The sequence below is a fragment of the Bifidobacterium longum subsp. infantis ATCC 15697 = JCM 1222 = DSM 20088 genome (assembly GCF_000269965.1).
GTDB classification, from domain to species: Bacteria; Actinomycetota; Actinomycetes; order Actinomycetales; family Bifidobacteriaceae; genus Bifidobacterium; species Bifidobacterium infantis.
The window spans coordinates 405408-428893 of sequence record NC_017219.1; the positions used below are offsets into that span (position 1 = coordinate 405408).

A 23486-nucleotide genomic window follows, 5' to 3' on the forward strand; every position below is an offset into this window, starting at 1 on the left:
TGAATTAATCGGCGAGCCGGCGCGGATGGGCGGCGGAGACCTCCCAGCCCAAGGCCATCAGGGTCTTGCGGTCGGCCTTATCCAGCGCCTTGCAATCCAGTGCCGCGATAAGGTCTGGCCGAATCTCGGCGGTGCGGGCCAGCGCTTCGTCGCGGCGAAAACGGTCCACCTTGCCGTGGTCGCCGGACAACAGCACGTCCGGCACCGCAATACCACGCCACACGGCGGGCTTGGTGTACTGGCGATGTTCAAGCAGTGCGCCCTCGCCGGTATAGGACTCCTCCACGATCGAATCGGGATTGCCCATGAACCCGGGCATCAGGCGGGTGATGGCCTCAAGCATCACCGATACCGCTACTTCGCCACCGTTCAGCACATAGTCGCCAATCGAATATTCGCGTACATCGACGCCCTGGGAGCGGTAGTAGTCCGGGATGCGCGCATCGTAGCCCTCATACCGGCCGCAGCCGAACAGCAGATGGTCGGCATGGCTGAGCTCGGTGGCGTCGCGCTGGGTAAACAACGGGGCCGATGGGTTCGGGAAGATGAGCACCGGTGTGCCGGATGGGGCGGAGGAGTCAGACGGCCGCGAGAATCCCAGCAGTTCGTCCAGGCATTCGCTCCACACCTCGGGCTTCATCACCATGCCGGCACCGCCGCCGACTGGCGTGTCATCCACCGAATGATGCACATCGTGGGTCCAGTCGCGCAGGTTATGCGCCTTGATCTCCAACAATCCCTTGGCCTGGGCTTTGCCCATCAGGCTGAGGTTCATCACCTCAAAGTATTCGGGGAACACGCTCACGATATCGATCTTCATGTTATCCAGCCTAACGGTAGCCCCGCCCGCATTACACGGCCACCACTACACTATTGCGGTGATGAATACGACGATGAGAATCCCCACCCGCAAAAAGCCCGAAGTGTTGTCCCCGGCCGGCAACCTGAGGGGTCTGAAAACCGCGGTCGATTATGGTGCCGACGCCGTCTACTGCGGCGGCAAAGCCTTCGGCATGCGATCGGCCCCCAAAAACCTAAGTCTTGAGGACTTTGAGGAAGGCTCGCGCTACGCCCATGAACGCGGCGCCCGCGTGTACGTGACCTGCAACGTGCTGCCGCGCAACAACGAGATCGAAGCCATGCGCGAGTACGTCGGCCAGCTCAAGGACACCGGCGTGGACGCGCTGATCGTCTCTGACATCGGCGTGATGATGATGGCCCGCCAAGTGGCTCCGAACCTGGAATTGCATGTCTCCACGCAGGCCGGCGTCACCAATTACCAAGCTGCGAACGCCTTCTATGAGCTTGGCGCTCGCCGTGTGGTGTTGGCCCGCGAGATGGACTTGCAGGCCGTGCGTGATATTCGCGCCAACATTCCCGGTGACCTCGACATCGAATGCTTCGTGCATGGCGCGATGTGCATGGCCTTCTCCGGCCGCTGCCTGTTCTCCAACTATCTGACCGGCCGTGATGGCAATCACGGCGAATGCGCCCAGCCATGCCGCTGGAAATATTCGATCGTGGAAGAGAAACGCCCCGGCCAGTACTTCCCGATCGAACAGACCGAGAACGGCGCCTATCTGTTCAATTCGCAGGACATGAATATGCTGGGGCACTTGGATGATTTGATTGACTCCGGTGCCACCAGCCTCAAAATCGAAGGCCGCGCGAAAAGCGCCTACTATATCGCCGCCATGACCAACGCCTACAAAACCGCGGTTAATGAATACATGATTCAACGCGGTTTTGAAGACGCTGATGGCAATGTTCTGAAGCCTTTCCGTGACCGTGTGATTCGCCAGGGCGACCCCGATTTTGGCCAAGGAACCGAAGATCAAGTGATGCGCAATGCCGATGCCGCGTTCGCCGGTGTGGCCGATGAGGGATATGACCGTGGCTCTGATACTGCGGTTGCCGATTCGGTCGCCAGCTCGGTTGCCGCAGAACGTGACCGCGTGACGGTTGCTGATGCCGCCGACTCAACTGCCTCTGGTACGCCGGCCGGCACCGCCGTCGAACCCGACGGCATGAGCTCTCACGCCCGTTCCACGCGCCGCAAGTCCAACACCGCGGTCGAACAGATCGAGACCGATTGGAAGCATGCGGCCGTTCGCCCGGCCCCACACGTCGAACTGCCCGAATGGCTGCTCGAGGAAACCGACAAGGTGGCCCACCGCGACTACTCCACCGGCTTCTACTACCCGGAGCACAAGGTCACACAGAACACCGACCGCTCCGCCTACTTCCGCTCATGGCTGGTAGTGGGCGAAGTGCTGAGCTGGAGCGCGGACGAAGACGGACGTGTCACGCTGATGAGCCGTAACAAGATCGAGCCAGGTCAACAGGTCGAATTCCTGCTGCCTGGCGAGAGACCATTGGTCTTTACCGTGCCGGAAACCGGCCTGCGCGATGCCGATGGCGCGCCAGTACCCGCCATCAATAATCCGGCGCACGTGTTCTCGATGCCCTGCCCACACCAGGTGCCCATCAACGCCGCCATCCGCTCGCGCACCAAAAAGCCCACCCTCAAAGCCGAATAACCTACCACTCCGCCCCCTCTGGCGGAGGGCTGTCAGCCGTAGGCTGACTGGGGTGGTCATGGGAATCATGAACACCGCCCGCACCCAAGAAAGAATGCCTTATGCCTGAATACAGCGAAGAAATCCTCGATTCCAACAGCATCAGCTCTACCGATAAAGCCGGTCGCCCTATTCCGGTGACCATCCCCATCGCACTGGCCCCCGGCATCAAGGTGGTGTACACCACGCGACTGGGCGGCCTGAGCGCCGGCGATTACGGCAACCTGAACCTCGGCGGCAAGTCCGGCGACGAACCTGAGGCCGTACTGTCGAACCGCATCGCACTCGCCGAAGCGGTGCAAGCCCGCCTATCGCTGGTCTCCCAAGTACATTCCGGCGTGGCTGTGGACGTGGACGACTCGTTCGTCATCAACACCCCCTTCGGCTTCGACGTGTCCGGCACACATGGTGAGACTGACACTCCGCACGTCATCGAGGCGGACGGCCAGGTCACCGCACAATCCGGCATAGCCCTAGGCATGTTCGCGGCCGACTGCCTGCCGGTGCTGCTGGGCGACCCGGTCACCGGTATCATTGGTGCGGCCCACTGCGGCCGTCGTGGTTTGGAGCGTGGTGTGATCGGCACCACGGTAGACCTGATGAAGAGCAAGGGTGCCGATCCGGCGAACATCGTGGCCACACTCGGCCCGCGCATCTGCGGCGACTGCTATGAAGTGGGCGACGAGATCGCCGACCAGTTCATCAAGCGCTTCCCGCTGACCAAGACGAAGACCCGTTTCGGTGGTGCCGGCATTGACATCGCCGAGGCGGCAATGATCGACCTCGCTTTCGCCGGCGTACATCAGGTGGTCGATTCTATGCCGCGCGTGCACGCCGCCACCCAGTACCTTGAGGAAGACCCGGAACTCGCCGAACTGTGCCGCACGGACGGCGAAGGCCCGGCCGAGCTCGCGGAGCGCATCGACAACATCAGCCACAGCATGTGCACGCTCGAAAACCCACTGTGGTACTCGCACCGCCGCGCCGCGCTCGCCAACAAAACACACGAAGGCCGCCTCCTCGCCCTCATCGTGCGTGACTGAACGGAGAATGCGAGCACATTCCGTGGAGAAGATGTGATGCAGTTCACGGACGGCCAGCCCTCACCCTACGGTGGTGCCTATGACTGAGAGAGATTTCGATACCCCCGTCGAGACGCCTACCGTCCAGCCGGCCCCCGCTCAGGGCACCAAACCGGCACAAACCGTGCCGGTGGTAGCCGTAGTGCTGGCCGCCGGCTTCGGTACGCGCTTCGACCCCGATAATCCCAAGCAGCTTGTCTCCGTGGGCGGCAAGCCCATCGTGTGCTGGAGCATTGATGCCTTTGAACATTGCGATCGCGTCAGCGACATCGTGGTGGTGGTCAATCCCAAGGTGCGCGGTGAAGTGGAAACGTTGGTTGGCGAGATGGGCTACACCAAGGTCCGCGTCATCATTGACGGCGGTGACGAACGTGTGGACAGTACCGCCACCGCGCTCGACATGCTGGCTACGGCTGGCATTCCGGACGATGCCAAGATTCTGATCCATGACGCCGTCCGTCCGTTCGTGGAACAGTCCGCCATCGACGGTTCGATTGATGCGCTCGACCAGTTCACGGCCGCGACCGTGGCCTACGCCTCAACCGACACCGTGCTGTTGACCGAGGATCTGGGCGATTTGAAAGTGGTCAAGTCGGTGCCGGACCGCCCGAACACCTTCCGCGCGCAGACCCCGCAATCCTTCCGCTTCGCGACGATTCGTCACGCTTACGATTTGGCTGCCGCCGACCCGGACTTCCATCCCACCGACGACACGCGCGTAGTGGTCGATTATCTGCCTGATGAACCCGTCGCCATTGTCTCCGGTGCGGAAACCAACCTGAAGATCACCACGTTGGAAGATATTCCCACAGCTGAGCGTATCGCCGAGGAGATTCTCGGTCGTGATCCCAAGGAAGAGGCCCGCGCCCGCATGCATGCCCTGCTGGCCCAAGCAGCCGGCCAGATGCATCGCTAGACTGGCATTATGCGTGAACTCAATGTTGTGATCTCCGGCTTCGACCACTATGACGGCGTGGAGGTCAATCCCGCCGTCGAAGTGCCCAAGGCCATCGCCGAGCAGGGACTGGGCGTCTCCTCTGCTCCGGACGATCCGTTGGAGCAGGTCGCCGTCACCGTTCATGCCGTCAGCATCCCGGTGAGCTTCGCCAAAGCCTGGCCCACGCTGAAAGAGACCATTGAGGCCACCAAGCCCAATATCGTCATCGCCACCGGGCTCAAGCACGCAGCCCGAGGCGTGATGCTTGAACGATGCGCCACCAACCTGATGGACGCGATCAGGCCGGACGCGGACAACGTGACCCCACGCCGCGAACCCATCGACCCCAATGGCCCGGCCGCCTATTGGACCCGCCTGCCGTTGCGCTCGATCCTGAATGATTTCACGGATGATTCTATTCCGGCCACCCTGAGTTCGGACGCAGGTACGTTCGTATGTAATTCGCTGTTCTACAACTTGCTCAACTGGACCGCCACCCAGGAGCGGGTGCTGGGCGGATTCGTCAGCTTCCCTCCGGTCGTTCCGGCGCATTCCAGCCAGCATGGTCTACCACTCGACCAGCAGATCGCCGCTGGCCGTGATGTGGTGCGCGAAGCCGTACGCTACTATCTCAAGCCCTCCAGCTCCGACATCCTCATCGCCTAGCACGCTGTGCGCCACGCCGGAATAGAACATGGTTCGCACGCATTGTAACGATTGCGCGTCGCTCAACGCTCAGCGCTAGTGCGATGCGCTACAGTGCTTCAAGGATGTGCCAAGAGCTTTATGCGTGTGCGAAAGGAATAAACAGCGATGGTGGATCGTTTCCCGGTGGTGCTGCGAGGATATGACAAGGAGAAGGTCGATGCTGCCTTCGACGCTACTCAGGAGAGTGTGAAGCGTGCGCAGCAGACGTTGGCCAGCATGCGTGAGCAGATTGCGGCGGATGACGACCGTATTCTGCAACTGCAGGCCCAACTTCAGGAAGAGAAGAACAAGAAGCCGGAAGGCAACAGCTTCGCTTCCTTGGGAGCGAACGCCCAGCAGATGCTTGCCTCCGCCGAACAGACGAGTACCGAACTGCTGGAACGCGCCAAGCAGGACGCGTCCTCCATCCGTACCACGGCTCAGGCGCAGGCCGAAACACTGATCAACAATGCCAAGCTGGATGCCCAGCATATTGTTGACGACGCCAATGCCAAGGCCGCCTCGATTCTGACGAACGCCAACAATCAGGCCGAATCAGTGACCACCTCCGCCAACGAGGACGCCGCACAACTGCGCTCCGAAACCGCCAAGACCATCACCGAACAGCGTCAGACCGTCGAGCTTGAGCTCAGCAACGCGCGCGAAGAGCACACCAAGAAGATGGCTTCCGAACGCTCCACCCAAGAGCGCGAAATCGCCGATATGAAGGCGGAAGCTACCCAGCAGGTTGCCGCAATGCGCAAAAGCGCCAATGAGGAGATCACCAAGCTTAAGTCCGATTCCAACGATCAGATTGAGGCGGCGCTCGCCGAGGCCAACAAGAAGCTCGCCGACGTGCGCGAGCAAGTGTCCAAGATGATGACCGAAGCCCAGCGCAAGGCCAGCGAAATCATTGATGCGGCCAAGACCAAGGGTCAGGAAATCACTGATGAGGCCGAGGTCAAGCGCACCAGCACGATGAGCCAGGTCAACGCCGAAGTCGAGCAGATCCGTCACGACATCGCCGCTCAGCAGGATGAGGCCACGAAGAAGGTCAACGAACTGCTGCAGCACCTCGAAGAGCGTCGTGTGGCGGCCAAGCGGGAAGCCGATGAGTTGGTCGGCCAGGCCAAGAACACTCGCGACCAAGCCGATTCATATGCCGCGTCCAAGCGCGAGGAGGCGGACATCCAGGCCGCCGCAATCGTGCATAAGGCGGGCGAGGAAGCCGATGCGCAGATCGAGGAGCGTCGTGCCGCCGCCCAAAGCGAGCTTGACGGTCTGTCCAAGCGCATCGCCGATCTGCAGGAACGCGAGTCCGTCATCACCCAGCGTGTTTCGGAACTGCGTTCTATGTTCTCGCAGGCGTTCTCCGGATTCGCTTTCGGTGGTAATGCGGCGGCCTCTGGTCAGAGTCAGGAAGCCGCTGCCGTGGCGTCATTGCCGGTGGTCGCGCCCGTCCCGGAAGTCAAGCCTGTGCACAACGAGGCCGATGATCAGCCGGGTGAGTTGAGCGGAAACGAGTCGGCTGCCGACGATCACAATGAGACAGATGCGGCACCGGCTGATTCGGCTGCGCAGAATGAGCAGTCCGAATCGTCTGAGCCGTCCGAGCACCAGACACAGGGCGAACCGGAGGCCCCGACTCAGGAGAATACAGCCGTATCTGAGCAGAACGGCGAATGACAGGCCTTCGATTAGACTACTAGCGGTAAGAATTACGGCACCTGCGCTTTCGAGCCAGGTGCCGTATTCGTTTGGATCTGCGCCGCAAGCGCACCATCACAGAAGGAGTATGACATGAGTGAATTGACGCCTCTGACCGGCGAAGCATTGAATACCCTGCGCGGCGATTTCGCACAGAGTGGCACCAACCGTCTGGCCATGAACGCGGTGACCGCCGCCGGCATCGACAAGGTGGCTCGCAATTATGACCGCGCTCGTCTGATGCAGCGCCGTTTCTCCACCATCGTTGACAATGGCGAAGCCACCCATCAGGATCGCTCCGGCCGCTGCTGGCTGTTCAGCTCCCTGAACGTGGCCCGTTTCGTGGCCAAGAAGAACATGAACTTGAAGGAGTTCGAGTTCTCCCAGAACTACGCGATGTACTACGACAAGCTGGAGCGCGTCAACTACTTCCTTAAGGATGTGGCCGCTCTGGTGGCTGCCGGGGAGCCGTCCGACTCCCGCCTGATGCAGCACCTGCTCGCCGACGTGATGGGCGATGGCGGCCAGTGGACCATGGCCATGAACGTGTACAAGAAGTACGGCGCTGTGCCCAAGGACCTGTTCCCGGAGACCGAATCCTCCAAGAACACCGGTGAGATGAACACCCAGCTGCGCCACATGCTGCACACCGCCGTGGCGCACATGTACGCCGCTGACGGCGATGCCTCCAAGGTCGAGGCGATTATTGCCGACGCCACTGCTGCCGGCCACCGTATTCTGACCATCCACCTGGGCGAGCCGCCGGTCTCCTTCGACTGGGAATGGACCGACAAGGATGGCGAATTCCACCGCGACGGCGAGATCACGCCGGTCGAATTCTGGAAGAAGTACGTGGGACCGGCCGGTCTCGAGGACTACGTGTGCCTGGTGGATGATCCGCGCACCGAGCACGCCAAGGGCAAGAAGATCGGCATCGAGCACCTCGGCAATGTGGCTGGCGGCGACGCCACCGAGTACCTCAACGTGCCAAACCAGTTCATGAAGGACTGTGTCAAGCAGATTCTCGTTGAGCAGGGCATCCCGGTATGGTTCGGTGCCGACTGCCACCCGTTCATGGACCGTGAGAACGGCGCTTGGGCCACCGACCTGTTCGAGTACGGCCGCGTGTACGACGTGGACTTCGATTTGGACAAGGAAGCCCGCGTGCGCTTCGGTGACTCCGCCATGAACCACGCCATGGCCTTCGCCGGCGTGGACGTCGCCGATGACGGCTCCACGCGGCGCTGGCGTGTGGAGAACTCCTGGGGTGCCAAGATCGCCGACAAGGGCTACTTCACCATGTCCGACGACTGGTTCACCGAATACGTCTACGAGGTCGCCGTCCCCAAGGCCATGCTTCCCGAAGAGTACCGCAAGGCCTTGGAATCCCCGGCCACCATGCTCCCCGCATGGGATCCGATGGGCGCGCTCGCATAAGAGGGCGTATGGGCTTGACGGGTGGGCGCCGCCCGTCAAGCCCGGCGCCGCCGCAGACGGTCCATAATCGCCGGCCCCGCCAGCGGTGCCGGCGGCGAACTGCTATAGTGGGGCCTTCGCATCCACGGCGGCATGCCCGCGGTGCGCGGATTACGGGAAAGGAGTCGAGCATTGGCAGCGTTACGTGGCCCGGATAGTTCCGAGGATGAACGTCGGTTGGGGGAGCAGGCCGTCTTTCCCGAGACCGTCGATGTCAACATTCGTCAGCTTGACCCCATTCCCGCGCCGCGTGCCTTCCTCAGGGAGCAGCCGCTCACCGATGAGATGAGCGAGCTCGTGCTCCACTCGCGGCAGGAAATCCGCGATGTGCTCAACGGCCGCGACGACCGACTGCTCGTCATCGTGGGCCCCTGCTCAATCCACGACCCGAAGGCCGCGCACGAGTACGCAGAAAAGCTGGCTGCCGTCAAGCGCGAGCTGGAAGACCGACTCGTGATCGTGATGCGCGTGTACTTCGAGAAGCCACGCACCACCATCGGCTGGAAAGGCCTCATCAACGACCCCGATCTGGACGGTCGCTTCAATATTCGTAAGGGCATGTGGCTGGCCCGCAAGGTGCTCACCGACGTGCTGAGCCTCGGTCTGCCCGCCGCCACCGAATGGCTTGACCCCATCACCCCGCAGTACATCTGCGACGCGATCAGCTGGGGTGCCATCGGCGCGCGTAACACCGAATCCCAAGTCCACCGCGAACTGGCCAGTGGCCTGTCCATGCCGGTGGGCTTCAAGAACTCCACCGACGGCTCCATCAAGGCCGCCGCCGATTCCTGCTTCGCGGCCGGCTTCGAGCATCACTTCCTGTCCATTAACTTGGACGGTCGCGTGATTTCCGCCGAAACCAAAGGTAACCCGGATTGCCATCTGGTTCTGCGCGGTTCCAGCCACGGCCCGAACTACGATGCCGAATCCGTGCGCCGGGCTTTGGGAGATCTCAAGGCCTCGCAGGCGACGGGGCCGAGCCGGCACGGGCTCGTCATCGACGCCGCCCACGGCAATTGCGGCAAGGACGAACGCCGCGAAGCCGAAGTCATCGAAGAGATAGCCGAGCGTCTGGCGCATGGCGAGCAGGGCATCACCGGCGTGATGATGGAGAGCTTCCTGGTGGGCGGCCATCAGAAGCCGGCCCCGCTCGACCAGCTGGTCTACGGCCAGTCCGTCACCGATGCCTGCGTGCCGTGGGATCGCACTAACGAGCTGCTACACACCCTGGCCGACGCCGTCACCGCTCGCAGCTCGGCTAAATAGCTTTGTCTTTGTAGAAATGCTCACTGAGACCCGCTCAGTGAGCATTCTTTGCCAATAACGGTGGTCATGTCAGTTTGTTCCCGTGACACCTTATCCTTGGGAAAGATACTGACCCAAGGAGAGATGTTATGCAGCAGCAGGAGGAAGCAGCGCATTCGCTGCGTCCGTTGCAAGTCGGTCCGCAGCCGTTGAACACCCCGGAAGAGCTTCGCGCCATTCGTCAGGCGATGGGGGAGGGGAAGAATCCGCTCGTCGTCACCGATGTGCCTCGTTGGGAGGATCAGGTGGGTGTCAGTCGCATCATCAACCGCCGCGTATTGGAGTTGGAGCCGCTGCCCACACCCGCGCAAGTGCTCGCTGAGCTCCCGCTGACCGATCAGGCTCAGGAAATCGTCGCCTACTCGCGTGATGAGATTCGCGCGTGCCTGTACGGCCAAGATGACAGGTTGTTGGTCATCGTCGGCCCCTGTTCGGTTCATGACCCGAAGGCCGCGCTGGACTACGCGCATCGATTGGCCAAGCTGAAAGACGAGCTCGGCGAGCAGCTGCTCATCGTCATGCGCGTGTACTTCGAGAAGCCGCGCACCACCATCGGCTGGAAGGGCCTGATCAACGACCCGGATATTGATGGCAGCCACAATATCCGCAAGGGCCTGTTGCTTGCCCGCAAAACCTTGCTTGGTGTGCTGAAGGAAGGATTGGCGGCCGCCACGGAATTCCTGGAGCCCACCAGTCCGCAGTTCATCTCGGATGCGGTGAGTTGGGGCGCCATTGGTGCGCGCAACACGGAAAGCCAGATTCACCGCCAATTGGCCAGCGGGCTTTCCATGCCGGTCGGCTTTAAGAACGCCACCGACGGTTCGGTGAAGGCGGCGGTCAACGGTTGCTTCGCCGCTGCCCAGCAGCACACGTTCTTCGGCATTGACCATCTGGGGCGTGCCTGCGCAGTCGAGACCCTTGGCAACCCGGACTGCCATGTGGTGTTGCGCGGCTCGATTCACGGCCCGAACTACGATGCCGAATCCGTGGCCAAAGCCATGGAAGACGTACGCGCCGAAATGCCCGCTGAATCCGCCGCTTCGCATGGTCTGATTGTTGATTGCTCGCACGGTAACTCCGGCAAGGACGAACATCGTCAGGCCGAAGTCGTGCGCAATATTGCCAGCAGAATTGCAGCTGGCGAGCGGGGCATCACCGGCATCATGATGGAAAGCTTTATTGAAGGAGGCAATCAGAAGGCCGCGCCGCTTGATCAGCTGGTCTATGGCAAGTCGATTACTGACAAGTGCATCAGCTGGGAAGAGACCGAGGCCTTGCTGCGCGAGCTTGCGGAAGCCGTGGCCACGCGGCGTTGGCACTGAGTTGCGTCATCGGCTCTCTCGCAGGAGCAATGCAACGAAACGTCTCTACCCCTCAGCCTGCCATTCGGCGGCCACCTCCCCTGACATGGGAGTCGAAAGCGTTGTGAAAGGAACTTACGTATGGGTATGAAAACTGTAGCTATTATTGGCGCATTGGATGAGGAAGTGGCGCTGATCGCCAAATCGCTCACGCATGTGACGCACACCGCCAAGGGCAGCCTTGACATCGTGTCCGGCACGGTCGACTCCTTTGGTTCTGACGTCATCAAGGTTGCCGCAACGGTAGGCGGCATGGGACTGGTCAATGCGGCCGCCACCACGCAGCTGCTGATTGACGAGTTCGCCCCGGACGCCGTGATTTTCAGCGGCATCGCCGGCAACCTCAACACCCACCTGCACATCAACGACGTGGTGCTCGGCGGCACCCTGCGCTACCTCGACACTGACATGCGGCTCGTAGGCCAGTGGAAGCCCGGCACTGCGGACGCTCCGGTGGAGGAATTCCACTCTGATGACCGTCTGCTGGAAGTTGCCGACGAGGCGCTTGCCAATGCGGGCATTACCCACATCACCGGCATCATCGCCTCCGGCAACTACTTCGTGGACACGCCCCAAAAGGCCGAGGAGGTCATCCGACTCACCGGGGCTGACGCCGTGGAGATGGAAGGAGCCGCCGTGGCACAGGTCGCCGCCCGCAATGACGTGCCGGCACTGGTGATTCGTGCCCTTTCCGACAACGCCGACACTGATTACGAGGTATTCAAGGAGTTCGACATCTCCGAATACGCCGACACCGCCGCCCGTCTGGCCGTCGATATCGTCAAGCGCCTGTAATCGGCGGGCTGGCCCATCTCACCATCCACGCTTTGGATATGATGACCACTATATGAGCGCTTTCAAACTATTGCTTATAACCTGAGTCATACTCGGTGTTCGGCACGGCGATGTGCGGGAGCTCATCGCTGGGGCCACAAGCCGTGCCAGTCCTTCTCCCGTATCCCGGTCGCTGTGCTTGATTCGTCCGTCATCGCGAACACGTGATGCGCACGCCGCACCGGGGTTTATCCGCAAGAGGAGAAAGAAGAAGGACAATGTCTGCAAGCGCATCCGCGACTGTGGCCAAACCGGTGAAGAAGGATTCCGTTCCCGAGATCATCGCCGCCTCGATGGTGGGCACCGCCATCGAATTCTACGACAACTACTGCTATTCCATCGCAGCCGCCAGCTATTTCGGCGCGATTTTCTTCACGGACGTCGCCAAGTCCAACCAGGCCCTGGCCACGCTGATGGCTTTCGTGACCTTCGCCGTATCGTTCCTCGCCCGCCCGTTCGGTTCCATGTTGTTCGGCCACTTCGGCGACAAGCTCGGCCGCAAGAAGACGCTGGTCATCGCCCTGATGACCATGGGCATCGCCACCTTCCTGGTCGGATGCCTGCCCGGCTATGAGCAGATCGGCGCATGGTCCATCGTGATCCTGTGCATCTGCCGCGCCTGCCAGGGCGTGGGGCTCGCCGGTGAATGGTCCGGCGCGGCCTTGGTCGCCACCGAGAACGCCCCGGCCGACAAGCGCGCCCTGTATGGCTCCTTCCCGAACCTGGGCGCCCCGATCGGCTTCTTCTGCGCCTATGGTCTGAACCTGGTGCTTGAGGCCAACCTGAGCCAGGAGCAGATGCTCGCCTTCGGCTGGCGCATCCCCTTCCTGTGCTCCGCCGTGCTGGTGGCCATCGGCCTGTACGTGCGTGCCCGCATGTCCGAGACCCCGGTGTTCAAGAAGGCCTCCGAGGAGAAGCGCACCTCCAAGCACCCGCTGCGTGACCTGCTGCCGTACTGGAAGGAGGTCCTGCTCGGCACCGTGGCCATGGGCATCACCTACACCCTGTTCTACGTGCTCGGCACCTGGTCGTTGGCCTACGGCGTCAAGGGCCTGAAGTTCACCCAAAGCGAGTACCTGCTTATGCAGATGTGCTCCGTGGTGTTCTTCGCCATCTTCATCGTGGTCTCGTGCGTGTATGCCGACAAGGTGGGTCGCAAGAAGGTCATGATCACCGTGACCGCCGCCGCCTTGGTGTTCAGCTTCTTCGTGCCGATACTGCTGGTGCACTCCGTCTCCCACATCATGATCTTCCTGTGCGTCGGCTTCGTGATCATGGGCGGCCTGTTCGGCCCCTGCGGCGCGTACCTGCCCGAGCTGTTCCCGGTGCACGTGCGCTACTCCGGCGCCGGCCTGAGCTACAACCTCGCCGCCATCTTCGGCGGCGCGTTCGCCCCGACCATCGCCCAGGCGCTGGTCTCCTCCGAGTTCGGCGTGGCCGGCGTGGGCTGGTACATGGCCATCATGGCCGCGCTCGCCCTGCTCGCCCTGTTCCTGATCAAGGAAAGCAAGGACAAGGACTACGAGCTCTGATCCCCGCCCGTCCGCGGCGGTCCGCGACAGGGGGCATCGCCCGGCAAGGGCGGTGCCCCTTTCGTATGCCGGCCGATAAGATGAACAGTAGGCGAACTTACGTAGTCTATGCGGGGCACTACGCCTCGGGCGTTTTACTCTGGGAGTCATGGATATCTCGCAGATCGTCGTGGCCGTGGTGCTCGCCGTGCTGGCGGTGGCATGGGTCGCCGTCATCGCCTACAACAAGGGCCGGGTTTCGGGTCGCCTTGCCGCCGAACAGGACCTGTCCGGCGATGAGGACGCGCGTTCCCTGTTCGGCGTCGACGTGCCCGTGCGCCCCACCGAGCGGCGTCTGATCGAAGCGCTGCCCGAAGCCCTGATCGTCACCGATCGCAATGGTCTGGTCCAATACGCAAGCCCCGGTTCGGTGCCGTTCGCCCTGGTGTCCGGGGGGCGGCTCAACTCGCGTGAGATCGAGGACATTCTCACCCAGGTCGCCAACGATGGCGGTGTGCGCGAGCGCGAGGTCCGGCTGCCGGTCAACCACGGCGCCTATCCATCCTCGAACGGCCGCGGGCTTGAGGCCGGTCAGTCGCGCCCGTCCAACACGATGTACCTGCGTGTGCGCATCGGCGACATCGGCGACGACCTGTATGCCATCTTCATCAATGACATGTCCGAACAGCGTCGTTTCGAGGCCGTCCGCCGCGACTTCGTGACCAACGTCTCGCATGAACTCAAGACCCCGGCCGGCGCGATCTCGCTGCTCGCCGAAACCGTGACCGACGCGGCCGACGATCCGGACGCCGTGCGGTACTTCTCCGGCCGCATCTCCAAGGAATCCGCGCGCCTGACCGAGCTGGTGCATCATCTCATCGACCTGCAGAGGGCCCAGAGCCCGCAGGGCATGATCAACGCGCGGCGCATCTGCGCGCTGGATGTGGCCCGTGCCGCCATCGCCGACAATCAGGTCCAAGCCGACTCGCGCCATGTGGACATCTGCCTGAGCGTCAACGGCAAGCCGGTGCCGACCAGGCTTGCGGACGATGCCGTGGCCCCGCAGGTGGCGGCGCCCATGATCAAGGCCGATCGGGAGGCGATGCAGACCGCGGTCAAGAACCTCGTCGAAAACGCCATCCACTATTCGCCCGAGCACACCACGGTGGCCGTCGGCGTGGCGGAGCGCGACGGCAAGGTCACCATCCGTGTGGTCGATCAGGGCATCGGCATCCCCGCCAAGTCGCTGGACCGTATTTTCGAGCGGTTCTACCGGGTCGATCCGGCCCGTTCCCGTGAAACCGGAGGGTCGGGACTTGGTCTGGCCATCACCAAGCACTGCGTTCAGGAGAACGGCGGACGCATTTCGGTATGGTCGCGCAAGGGGGAGGGCTCCACGTTCACCATCGAACTGCCGGCCGCCGCGGATGAGGATGATGAATCAACGCAGGACGGGGACGGTGCGGACACGCCGAGCGCGGCGGTGACGGACGGTGCGCCGGATGGCGGCCATGGCGGCACGCCGAACGGCTCGGCGGCGCGGGAGTAGCGCCGGCGGCGCCGATGCGGCGTCGGCCGATCGCATGGCGGGCTGGTTTCGCCCGTGGCGTGTAGCCTCATTGAGCAATTACGTACTTTCGGGAAACGGCAGGCTAACGGAGAACAAATGGTTACGATGGTGTCGGAAAATTTTGCGCCGATGCGCACGGGAACATATCCAAGAAAGGCTACTATGGCACGCATTCTTATCGTCGAAGACGAGGAATCCTATCGCGAGCCGCTGGTGTATCAGCTCACGCGCGAGGGGTACGACGTGTCCGCCGCCGCCACCGGCGAGGAAGGCCTGGAACTGTTCACCAAGGGCGGCATCGACTTGGTGCTGCTCGATCTGATGCTGCCGGGCATTGACGGCACCGCGCTGTGCCGGCGCATCCGCGAGCAGAGCCGTGTGCCGATCATCATGCTCACCGCCAAGAGCGCCGAGATCGATAAGGTCGTCGGCCTTGAGATCGGCGCGGACGATTATGTGACCAAGCCGTACTCCTTCCGTGAGCTTCTGGCGCGCATCCGGGCCGTGATGCGCCGCAACCAGGCCACCGCCCAGGCCTCCGGCACCGTGGACGACGACATTCCGCTGGTGTGCGGCGACATCGCCATGCAGGTGGGCCAGCATCAGGTCACCGTGCGCGGCGAGACCGTGTTCTTCCCGCTCAAGGAATTCGAGCTGCTCGAATATCTCATGCAGAACAAGGGCCGCGTGATGACCCGTCATCAGTTGATCGACCGCATCTGGGGCTCGGATTACGTGGGCGACACCAAGACGCTCGATGTGCATGTCAAGCGCGTGCGCTCCAAGATTGAGGAGGATCCGGCGCACCCCAAGTATCTGACTACCGTGCGCGGTCTCGGATACAAGATCGATACTCCCGCGGAGTAAATGGGAGGCGGCCTTCGGGTCGCCTTTTTTGTTGTGGATTGGGGGCTCGCCGCAGGTGAGTCCGCTCCAAAAACTACGTAGCCTCAACGTAGCCCATAAACATCCAAGTGTTCATCTTCTGTTTACTGATTTCGGTTCCGCCTTTTCGAAACCGCTAATAGTCTTGTAGTTGTCAAGAATTGACCGGGCGGTTTCGCTCCGCCCGCGAATAGTTGATAGAGGGATTAGGTAATAATCATGCAGAAGAACATCCTCGTTCGCTCCATTGCCGCGCTGTCCGGCATTGTGATGCTTGCTTCCGTGGCTGCCTGCGGCGACAACAGCGCCGCGAAGACCGACAACAACGCTTCCTCCGACTCCACCGCCAAGGCCGCTCCGGTCTCCGGCGACTTCCAGGGCGCCGGCGCCTCCTCCCAGCAGGCCGCCGTCGAAGCTTGGATCGCCGGCTTCCAGGGCTCCAACCCGGACGCCAAGATCGCCTACAACCCGTCCGGTTCCGGCGCCGGCGTGCAGACCTTCCTGACCGGCGCCACCGCATGGGCCGGCTCCGACAAGGCCCTCGCCGATAACGAGGTCGAGCAGTCCAAGTCCGTGTGCGCCTCCGGCTCCGCCTTCGACGTTCCGGTCTACATCTCCCCGATCGCCGTGGTCTTCAACCTCAAGGGCGTTTCCGATGCCGGCAAGCACATCAACATGGACGCCGCCACCATCGCCAAGATCTTCGACGGCAAGATCACCAAGTGGAACGACCCGGCCATCGCCGAGCAGAACAAGGACCTGAAGCTGCCCGACACCGACATCACCGTCGTGCACCGCTCCGATAAGTCCGGCACCACCCAGAACTTCGTCTCCTACTTCAAGGACGTCACCCCGGACAACTGGAACTACGACCTCTCCGAGAACTGGCCGAACGAGGTCGGCCAGGGCGCCAAGGGCACTTCCGGCGTGATCTCCACCGTCAAGCAGGCCGACGGCACCATCGGCTACGCCGACTTCTCCCAGGTCGGCGATCTGGGCACCGTGGCCGTCAAGGTCGGCGAGAAGTACAACGTGATCTCCGCCAAGGCCGGCTCCAAGGTCATCGAGGACTCCAAGCAGGACACCACCGTCACCGGTGACAACCGCGTCGTCATCAAGATCAACCACGCCACCAAGGCCGACGGCGCCTACCCGATCGTCCTGGTCTCCTACGATGTCGTCTGCCCGGCCTACAAGGACGCCAAGCAGGCCGAGTTCGCCAAGGCATGGCTGACCTACGTGACCTCCGACGAAGGCCAGAAGGCCGCTCAGGATGCCGCCGGCACCGCTCCGCTGCCCGCCTCCCTGAAGACCAAGGTCGCCAAGTCCATCGAGGCCATCAAGACCAAGTGATGCCGTCGGCCCACAGGGTCGCATGGACTGGGCCTGACCTCTGAACGCCGAACTGTGAACGCACAGTCGCCAGCATGAAGCCGCAGTCGTAAACCATACGGCTGCGGCTTCAGTCGGGTCAGGACCCCAACGGTTTGACAACGTCGCCGACGGGCAACCGCACCACTCGAATACTTGATAACCACCCTATATAAGGAGAATCCGTGAGTTCGCAAGACAAAACGGTTGTACAGCCGGTTGGCGGCAAGACCGCCGACAAGGTGTTCCGCGGTGTGGCATACGCCTGCGGCATCCTGATCCTGGTTGTGCTCGCCGCTGTGTTCCTGTTCCTGTTCTTCCGCGCATGGCCGTTGATCGGCGGCGATCAGGCCGCCAACAGCAAAACCGTGTCCAGCTTCACCGGCGGCAAGGCCGACAACTTCTGGAGCTATGTGCTCCCGCTGCTGTTCGGCACCGTGCTGGTATCGCTGCTGGCGCTGCTGATCGCCTTCTTCGTGTCCATCGGCATCGCGCTGTTCATCTCGCATTACGCACCCAAGAAGCTCGCCACCGCGCTGAGCTATGTGGTCGATCTGCTCGCCGCCATCCCCTCCGTCATCTACGGCCTGTGGGGCGGCCTGATTCTGGTGCCCGCCATCTACCCGTTCTGGAACTGGGTGGCCAACCATCTGGGCTGGATTCCGCTGTTCGAGGGCCCGGCGGCCAACCCGTCGCGTACCGTGGCCACCGTGGCCGTGGTGCTCGCCGTCATGATCCTGCCGATCATCACCTCCATGTCGCGCGATATCTTCATGCAGACCCCGCGCCTGCATGAGGAGGCCGCGCTGGCGCTTGGCGCCACCAAGTGGGAGATGATTCGTCTTGCCGTGCTGCCCTTCGGCAAGTCGGGTATCGTGTCCGCCTCCATGCTGGCTCTCGGCCGCGCGCTTGGCGAAACGATGGCCGTGTTGATGATCCTGTCCCCGGGCCTCAACTACTCCATCAAACTGCTGCAGGCCTCGCAGAACCAGACCATCGCCGCGAACATCGCCGCACAGTACCCTGAAGCCAACGATCTGGGCGTCTCCACGCTGATCGGAACCGGTCTGATTCTGTTCCTGATCACCTTCGTGGTCAACTTCATCGCCCGTAAGCTTACCGAGAAAGCGACTGCGTGATGACTGCTGCCGAGAACACTGAAAAGACCCCGATGTCCGGTGCGCCCAAGATCGATTTCGATCGTTTCCGCCCGACCCGTTCCGCCATCCAGCGCCGTAACGTCATGGACCGCTTCATGTGGGTCCTGATCGCGGTGGCGTTCGTGATCGCCTGCATCCCGCTGGTCTCCCTGCTGTGGACCACCATCGTCAACGGCGCCAAGCGGCTGAACCTGAACTTCCTGAGCTACAACATGACCGGCGTGGTCGGCGGCAGCCAGACCCCGTCCGGAGGCTACGGCGGCGTGCTCCACGCCATCATCGGCACGCTCGAGATCACCGCCGGCGCCATGATCATCTCCATCCCGATCGGTCTGATGTGCGCCGTGTACCTGGTCGAATACTCGAACCGCGGAAAGCTCGCCACCACGATCTCCCTGCTCGTCGACGTGATGAGCGGCATCCCGTCCATCGTGGCCGGCCTGTTCGCCTTCTCGATGTTCACGATTCTGCTGGGCCCCGGCACCATCAACGGTTTCGAAGGCTCTGTGGCCCTCTCCCTGCTGATGCTGCCCACCGTGGTCAAATCCTGCGAGGAGATGCTGAAGATCGTGCCGAACGACCTTCGTGAGGCTTCCCTGGCGTTGGGCGTCACCAAGCAGCGCACCATCACCAAGATCGTGCTGCGCACCGCCCTGCCCGGCATCGTCTCCGGCGCCATCCTGGCCATCGCCCGCGTGATCGGCGAGACCGCCCCGCTGCTCATGACCGCCGGCTTCATCGCCAGCACCAATGTGAACCTGTTCTCCGGCCAGATGACCACCCTGCCGGTGTACGTCTACCAGGAGTACTCGAAGCTCAACGCGAACTGCCCGCCCAACGCCGACGCCACCTGCGTGACCACGATCCCGATGGAGCGCGCCTGGGCCGCCGCCCTCGTGCTGATCGTCATCGTGCTGCTGCTGAACCTCATCGGACGAATCGTGGCGAAGGTCTTCGCCGTCAAGACCGAACGCTAAGCCCAGCCGCTCAGCCTAAGCCTTAAGAACACAAGGAAACATAAGGAAACATCATGGGACAACGTATTGACGTCAACCACGAGAACATCTACTACGGCGACTTCCTGGCCGTCGAGGATGTGAACATCAACATCGAGCCGAACAAGGTCACCGCCTTCATCGGCCCGTCCGGCTGCGGCAAGTCCACCGTGCTGCGCACCCTGGACCGCATGCACGAGATCATCCCCGGCGCGCACGTCGAGGGCGAGGTGCTGCTCGAAGGCAAGAACCTGTACGACAAGGACGTGGATCCGGTGGCCGTGCGCCGCGATGTCGGCATGGTCTTCCAGCGCCCGAACCCGTTCCCGACCATGTCCATCCGCGAGAACGTGCTGGCCGGCGTGCGCCTGAACAACCACCATCTGGCCAAGTCCGACGCCGACGATCTGGTCGAATGGGCCCTGCGCGGCGCCAACCTCTGGGAAGAGGTCAAGGATCGTCTCGACAACCCCGGCATCGGCCTGTCCGGTGGCCAGCAGCAGCGTCTGTGCATCGCCCGCGCCGTGGCCGTCCACCCGCAGGTGCTGCTCATGGATGAGCCCTGCTCCGCTTTGGACCCGATTTCGACCCTGGCTGTCGAGGATCTGATCAACGAGCTCAAGAGCGACTACACCATCGTGATCGTGACCCACAACATGCAGCAGGCCGCCCGTATCGCCGACTACACCGCCTTCTTCAACCTGAAGGCCGTGGGCCAGCCCGGTCACCTCGAGTACTTCGCGGACACCATCACGATGTTCAACAACCCGCAAAACGAAGAAGCCGAGCGCTACATCTCCGGTCGCTTCGGCTGATCGTTTCCTGCGCGCAGCGTAATGATTTGTGCGTAGGAGAAACGGCAAAGCCCGCCGCAAGGCGGGCTTTCGCATATTGAGGGCGAGTATTGCCGAGTATTACCGTTCTCGCAACGGAGCGAGCTGGAATACTTCGTCGGACTGGGCGGCGACTTCCCGCTTCGGTCGATCGACGGGAGAACGGCGGGCAAAGCGGTACAAGACAAGTCCGCACGATGAATACTCTGTGATGAATCTTCTGTTTACGGTGCGAGTGTGGAAGAATGGTCACAGCAAGGTCCAGCAAAGGAGCATAGGTGAGTACTGGTCTGATCGTCGGCATTGTCGTTGTCGTTATTATCGTTGTCTTGATTGGTTGGGGCGTCAGCGCCTATAACAACCTGGTGACGCTGAAGAACCGTGTGAAGAACGGTTGGGCGCAAATCGACGTGCAGTTGAAGCAGCGCGCCGACCTCATCCCGAACCTGGTGAATACCGTCAAGGGGTACGCATCCCACGAGTCTGAAGTCTTCACTCAGGTGACCGCCGCCCGCGCCGGCGTAGTGGCTGCGGCCAGCAACCCGAGCACGACCACTGCTCAGCGCGCCGCCGCCGAAAACCAGCTGTCCCGCGCCCTGTTCAACCTGCAAGCCACGGCTGAGGCATATCCGCAGCTGCAAGCCAACCAGAACTTCATGGATCTGCAGAACCAGCTCAAGGAACTGGAGAACAAGATCGCCTACGCCCGTCAGTTCTACAACGACGTGGTCCTGAAGCTCAACACCGCCATCGAAACCGTGCCGACGAACATCATCGCCGGTCTGTTCCACTTTGAGCAGGCGCAATACTTCGAGGCCGATGACGCTTCCCGTCAGGTGCCACAGGTCCAGTTCTGACCCGCTTCAGGCCCGTCCGGTAAGCCGCCGGCCGGGCCCGTATTGTCTTAAGAGAGGGAAGATATGCGGATACGATTCATTCGCGCCGGAATCATCAGCATTGTTGCCACGGTGGTGTTGGCAGTTATCACCTTGGCGATAATCGGGACTTCCGCGTTCGGCGATTCGGCCGACCTCAGCTACCGCACGCTGGACTATGACGTGACCGCCACCGCGAACGGTGATTTGAAGGTCACGCAGCATATCGACGTCAAGATGCGTGAGCGTACCGACAGTGACGACAACACCAAGCCGTGGAAGCAGCTGTTCCAGCAATACACGCTGAACTCCGGCACCTTGACTGATATCAGCGATATCAGCGTGCGCAACGTCACCGACGGCATCGACTACGCACAACAGAGCGAGCCCAAGCTGCCCAGTGACGTCTCTTCCGACAAGGAATGGAACAGCGACTACGCCAACCATTGGTATGTCGCCGATGTGAGCGATGGCAGCGACCATCCAAAGGCATACACGCCCGGTACCGATGGCCTCAAGCCCAGCGCCTCTGCCACCGAAGATGACACAACCGTGGAGATCGGCTGGAATATTCCGGTCACCACCGAGGCCGACAGCATGAAGTTCGATGTAAGCTTCACCATGCACGATGTGGCCACCAAATGGAAAGACGTGGCCTCCTTCCAATGGGAGCCGTTCGGCAAGAAGAACCAAGTGCCTATCGGCACGGTCACCGGCACCGTCCATTTCCCCAACGGCATCACCGGCAAAACCTCATGGACATGGCTGCACACCGAGCGCACCTCGGAAACCAAGCGCAACAGCGACGGCAGCTACACGTTCACGGCCTACAACATCCACAATGGCGACTACCTCGATGTGGTCGCGGCGTTCGATGCCGCCAAAGCCAAGGGCATCGCCCGCAAAGGAACCGGCAATCATCTCAAGGACCTGAAACAGGACGAATATAAGCAACAGCAGCGCTGGCTCGACAAGCAACGATTCGCTGCCAGAGCTCGTCTCGTGTTCTGGATTGTCAGCATCGTGCTCGGCATCGCGTTGTGCGCGTGGGGTATCTGGGCTGTGATCTCCAGCAACCGGCGTGCGCAATACAGTGGCAGCGTCGAATACTGGCGCGACCAGCCCGGCATCAGTCCGGCTTCCGCAGCCCGTCTGATTCGCGTGGTCGATCCGTCGACGCGCCAATCCGATGAAGACCGCCAGCTGACCGCCACCATGCTGTCGCTCGCCGTCAAGAAGGCCATCGCCATTTATCCGGGGCCATCGGACATGTATCGCGGCATCGACATGAGCCAGGCCACGCCGGTGGGCTTGAGCCAAATGATTGCCGCCGACCAAGGCAAGCAGTATGCGGCAGGCATCACCAGCACCATCGTGATTCTGCCGCTCGCCATTGATGAGGCACCCAACGCGCAACAGTTGGGATTGAGCGAATCGGAAGATGCGCTGCTGAACCTGCTCATCGTCATTTCTCAGCGCGTGGGCAGCCCGGTATTCGACCTGAACCAGATGAAGGCGACCTGCCAGAACTGGCAAGACGGCTATATTGAGCTCGGCAAATTCACCGGTGCATGCAGCATGGAATACCAGCGGCTGGGTGCCACGCGCTCTGTGGACTGGCAATGGATCCTACCCGGCGTATTGGCCGCCGTGCTGGGATTTGGTTCGCTGCTGGCCAACAGCTTTATCGGATACCCGGTGGCTGGTCTTATCGGGCTGCCGATATTCCTGGTCGGACTGTTCTGCTCGATGGCCGGCGCGATGACCGTGCTCACTGATCAAGGGCAGGATATCGCCGGCCGGACTCTGGGCCTTAAGCGTTATATGGAAGACTTCTCCAACTTCACCGACCGGGGTACCGCCGATTTGGCCTTGTGGGATTGGTATATGGTCTACGCCGCCGCGTTTGGCATTTCCGATCGCGTGATGCGTGAACTGGCCAAAGCATATCCTCAGGTCAACGACCCGGCTTGGCTGGATGCCAATGCCTCCAACTCGTTGTTCTACTGGAACTACCGCCCGTATGGCTGGTACAGCCACCGTCATAATGGTCCATTCGACCACGATGCTGCCGGGCAGATGGACCTAGGCGTTGGCGGCCCAGCTCCGGCTTACGGAGGCACGTCGTTTGCCGGCGGATTCTCCGACCTCGGCTCGCAGCTGAACTCCGGTCTGGCGGACATCAGTTCGACCATCAGCGCGGCAGCACCATCCGCCGATTCCGGTGGCGATTTCTCCAGCTTCGGTTCGGGCGGCGGCTCCGGTTTCGGCGGCTCGTTCGGTGGCTCAGGTGGCGGCTCGTTCGGCGGGCGGTAGCG

At 61.8% G+C, this 23486-nt stretch carries 19 protein-coding genes; 18 read left to right on the plus strand and 1 reads right to left on the minus strand.

What is annotated here, in order from left to right; genetic code table 11:
• Positions 1-4: 4 nt before the first annotated feature.
• Positions 5-820 (minus strand): tRNA (guanosine(37)-N1)-methyltransferase TrmD, encoded by an 816-nt coding sequence (gene trmD, locus BLIJ_RS01825; protein WP_012576781.1) that lies wholly within the window; start codon positions 818-820, stop codon positions 5-7.
• Positions 821-893: 73 nt separating this feature from the next.
• Here trmD and BLIJ_RS01830 point away from each other — a divergent pair, with 73 nt between their 5' ends.
• The 18 genes from BLIJ_RS01830 (at position 894) to BLIJ_RS01915 (ending at position 23484) form a co-directional block, all read left to right on the plus strand.
• Entirely contained in the window at positions 894-2540 is a 1647-nt protein-coding gene (locus BLIJ_RS01830) for a peptidase U32 family protein (protein WP_012576782.1), read from the plus strand.
• A 101-nt stretch (positions 2541-2641) separates the two neighbouring features.
• Entirely contained in the window at positions 2642-3622 is a 981-nt protein-coding gene (locus BLIJ_RS01835) for a purine nucleoside phosphorylase YfiH/LACC1 family protein (RefSeq protein ID WP_012576783.1), read from the plus strand.
• Positions 3623-3701: 79 nt separating this feature from the next.
• Positions 3702-4577 carry an IspD/TarI family cytidylyltransferase gene (locus BLIJ_RS01840; RefSeq protein WP_012576784.1) on the plus strand — a complete coding sequence of 292 codons (876 nt, stop codon included), beginning with the start codon at positions 3702-3704 and terminating at the stop codon, positions 4575-4577.
• Between the two features lie 9 nt (positions 4578-4586).
• On the plus strand, positions 4587-5264 hold the full coding sequence (locus BLIJ_RS01845; protein ID WP_012576785.1) for a pyroglutamyl-peptidase I: 678 nt from the start codon (positions 4587-4589) through the stop codon (positions 5262-5264).
• Positions 5265-5411: 147 nt separating this feature from the next.
• Positions 5412-6971: a cell division protein gene (locus tag BLIJ_RS01850; protein ID WP_012576786.1), complete on the plus strand. Its 1560-nt coding sequence runs from the start codon at positions 5412-5414 to the stop codon at positions 6969-6971.
• A 114-nt stretch (positions 6972-7085) separates the two neighbouring features.
• The gene (locus tag BLIJ_RS01855; protein ID WP_012576787.1) at positions 7086-8429 is read left to right on the plus strand and encodes a C1 family peptidase; all 1344 of its coding nucleotides are present in this window, start codon (positions 7086-7088) and stop codon (positions 8427-8429) included.
• A gap of 171 nt (positions 8430-8600) precedes the next feature.
• Positions 8601-9734: a 3-deoxy-7-phosphoheptulonate synthase gene (locus BLIJ_RS01860; protein ID WP_014484562.1), complete on the plus strand. Its 1134-nt coding sequence runs from the start codon at positions 8601-8603 to the stop codon at positions 9732-9734.
• Between the two features lie 128 nt (positions 9735-9862).
• A complete protein-coding gene (locus tag BLIJ_RS01865; RefSeq protein WP_014484563.1) occupies positions 9863-11095 on the plus strand; it encodes a 3-deoxy-7-phosphoheptulonate synthase in 1233 nt (410 codons plus the stop codon).
• A 120-nt stretch (positions 11096-11215) separates the two neighbouring features.
• Positions 11216-11929 carry a 5'-methylthioadenosine/S-adenosylhomocysteine nucleosidase gene (gene mtnN, locus BLIJ_RS01870; protein ID WP_012576790.1) on the plus strand — a complete coding sequence of 238 codons (714 nt, stop codon included), beginning with the start codon at positions 11216-11218 and terminating at the stop codon, positions 11927-11929.
• 257 nt (positions 11930-12186) lie between these two features.
• Complete coding sequence (locus BLIJ_RS01875) at positions 12187-13500, plus strand: MFS transporter (protein WP_014484564.1); 1314 nt, start codon at positions 12187-12189, stop codon at positions 13498-13500.
• A 148-nt stretch (positions 13501-13648) separates the two neighbouring features.
• Positions 13649-15028 (plus strand): sensor histidine kinase, encoded by a 1380-nt coding sequence (locus BLIJ_RS01880; RefSeq protein ID WP_012576792.1) that lies wholly within the window; start codon positions 13649-13651, stop codon positions 15026-15028.
• Between the two features lie 183 nt (positions 15029-15211).
• Positions 15212-15916 (plus strand): response regulator transcription factor, encoded by a 705-nt coding sequence (locus BLIJ_RS01885; RefSeq protein ID WP_029680021.1) that lies wholly within the window; start codon positions 15212-15214, stop codon positions 15914-15916.
• Between the two features lie 237 nt (positions 15917-16153).
• Entirely contained in the window at positions 16154-17287 is a 1134-nt protein-coding gene (gene pstS / locus BLIJ_RS01890) for a phosphate ABC transporter substrate-binding protein PstS (RefSeq protein ID WP_012576794.1), read from the plus strand.
• A gap of 203 nt (positions 17288-17490) precedes the next feature.
• Entirely contained in the window at positions 17491-18444 is a 954-nt protein-coding gene (gene pstC, locus BLIJ_RS01895) for a phosphate ABC transporter permease subunit PstC (protein WP_012576795.1), read from the plus strand.
• On the plus strand, positions 18444-19442 hold the full coding sequence (gene pstA, locus BLIJ_RS01900; protein ID WP_012576796.1) for a phosphate ABC transporter permease PstA: 999 nt from the start codon (positions 18444-18446) through the stop codon (positions 19440-19442). The genes pstC and pstA overlap by 1 nt, the downstream gene beginning before the upstream one ends.
• 53 nt (positions 19443-19495) lie before the next feature.
• Positions 19496-20275 carry a phosphate ABC transporter ATP-binding protein PstB gene (gene pstB / locus BLIJ_RS01905; RefSeq protein WP_007051433.1) on the plus strand — a complete coding sequence of 260 codons (780 nt, stop codon included), beginning with the start codon at positions 19496-19498 and terminating at the stop codon, positions 20273-20275.
• A 296-nt stretch (positions 20276-20571) separates the two neighbouring features.
• Positions 20572-21150: a LemA family protein gene (locus BLIJ_RS01910; protein WP_007051432.1), complete on the plus strand. Its 579-nt coding sequence runs from the start codon at positions 20572-20574 to the stop codon at positions 21148-21150.
• A 63-nt stretch (positions 21151-21213) separates the two neighbouring features.
• Complete coding sequence (locus BLIJ_RS01915; protein WP_012576797.1) at positions 21214-23484, plus strand: DUF2207 domain-containing protein; 2271 nt, start codon at positions 21214-21216, stop codon at positions 23482-23484.
• Positions 23485-23486 lie beyond the last annotated feature (2 nt).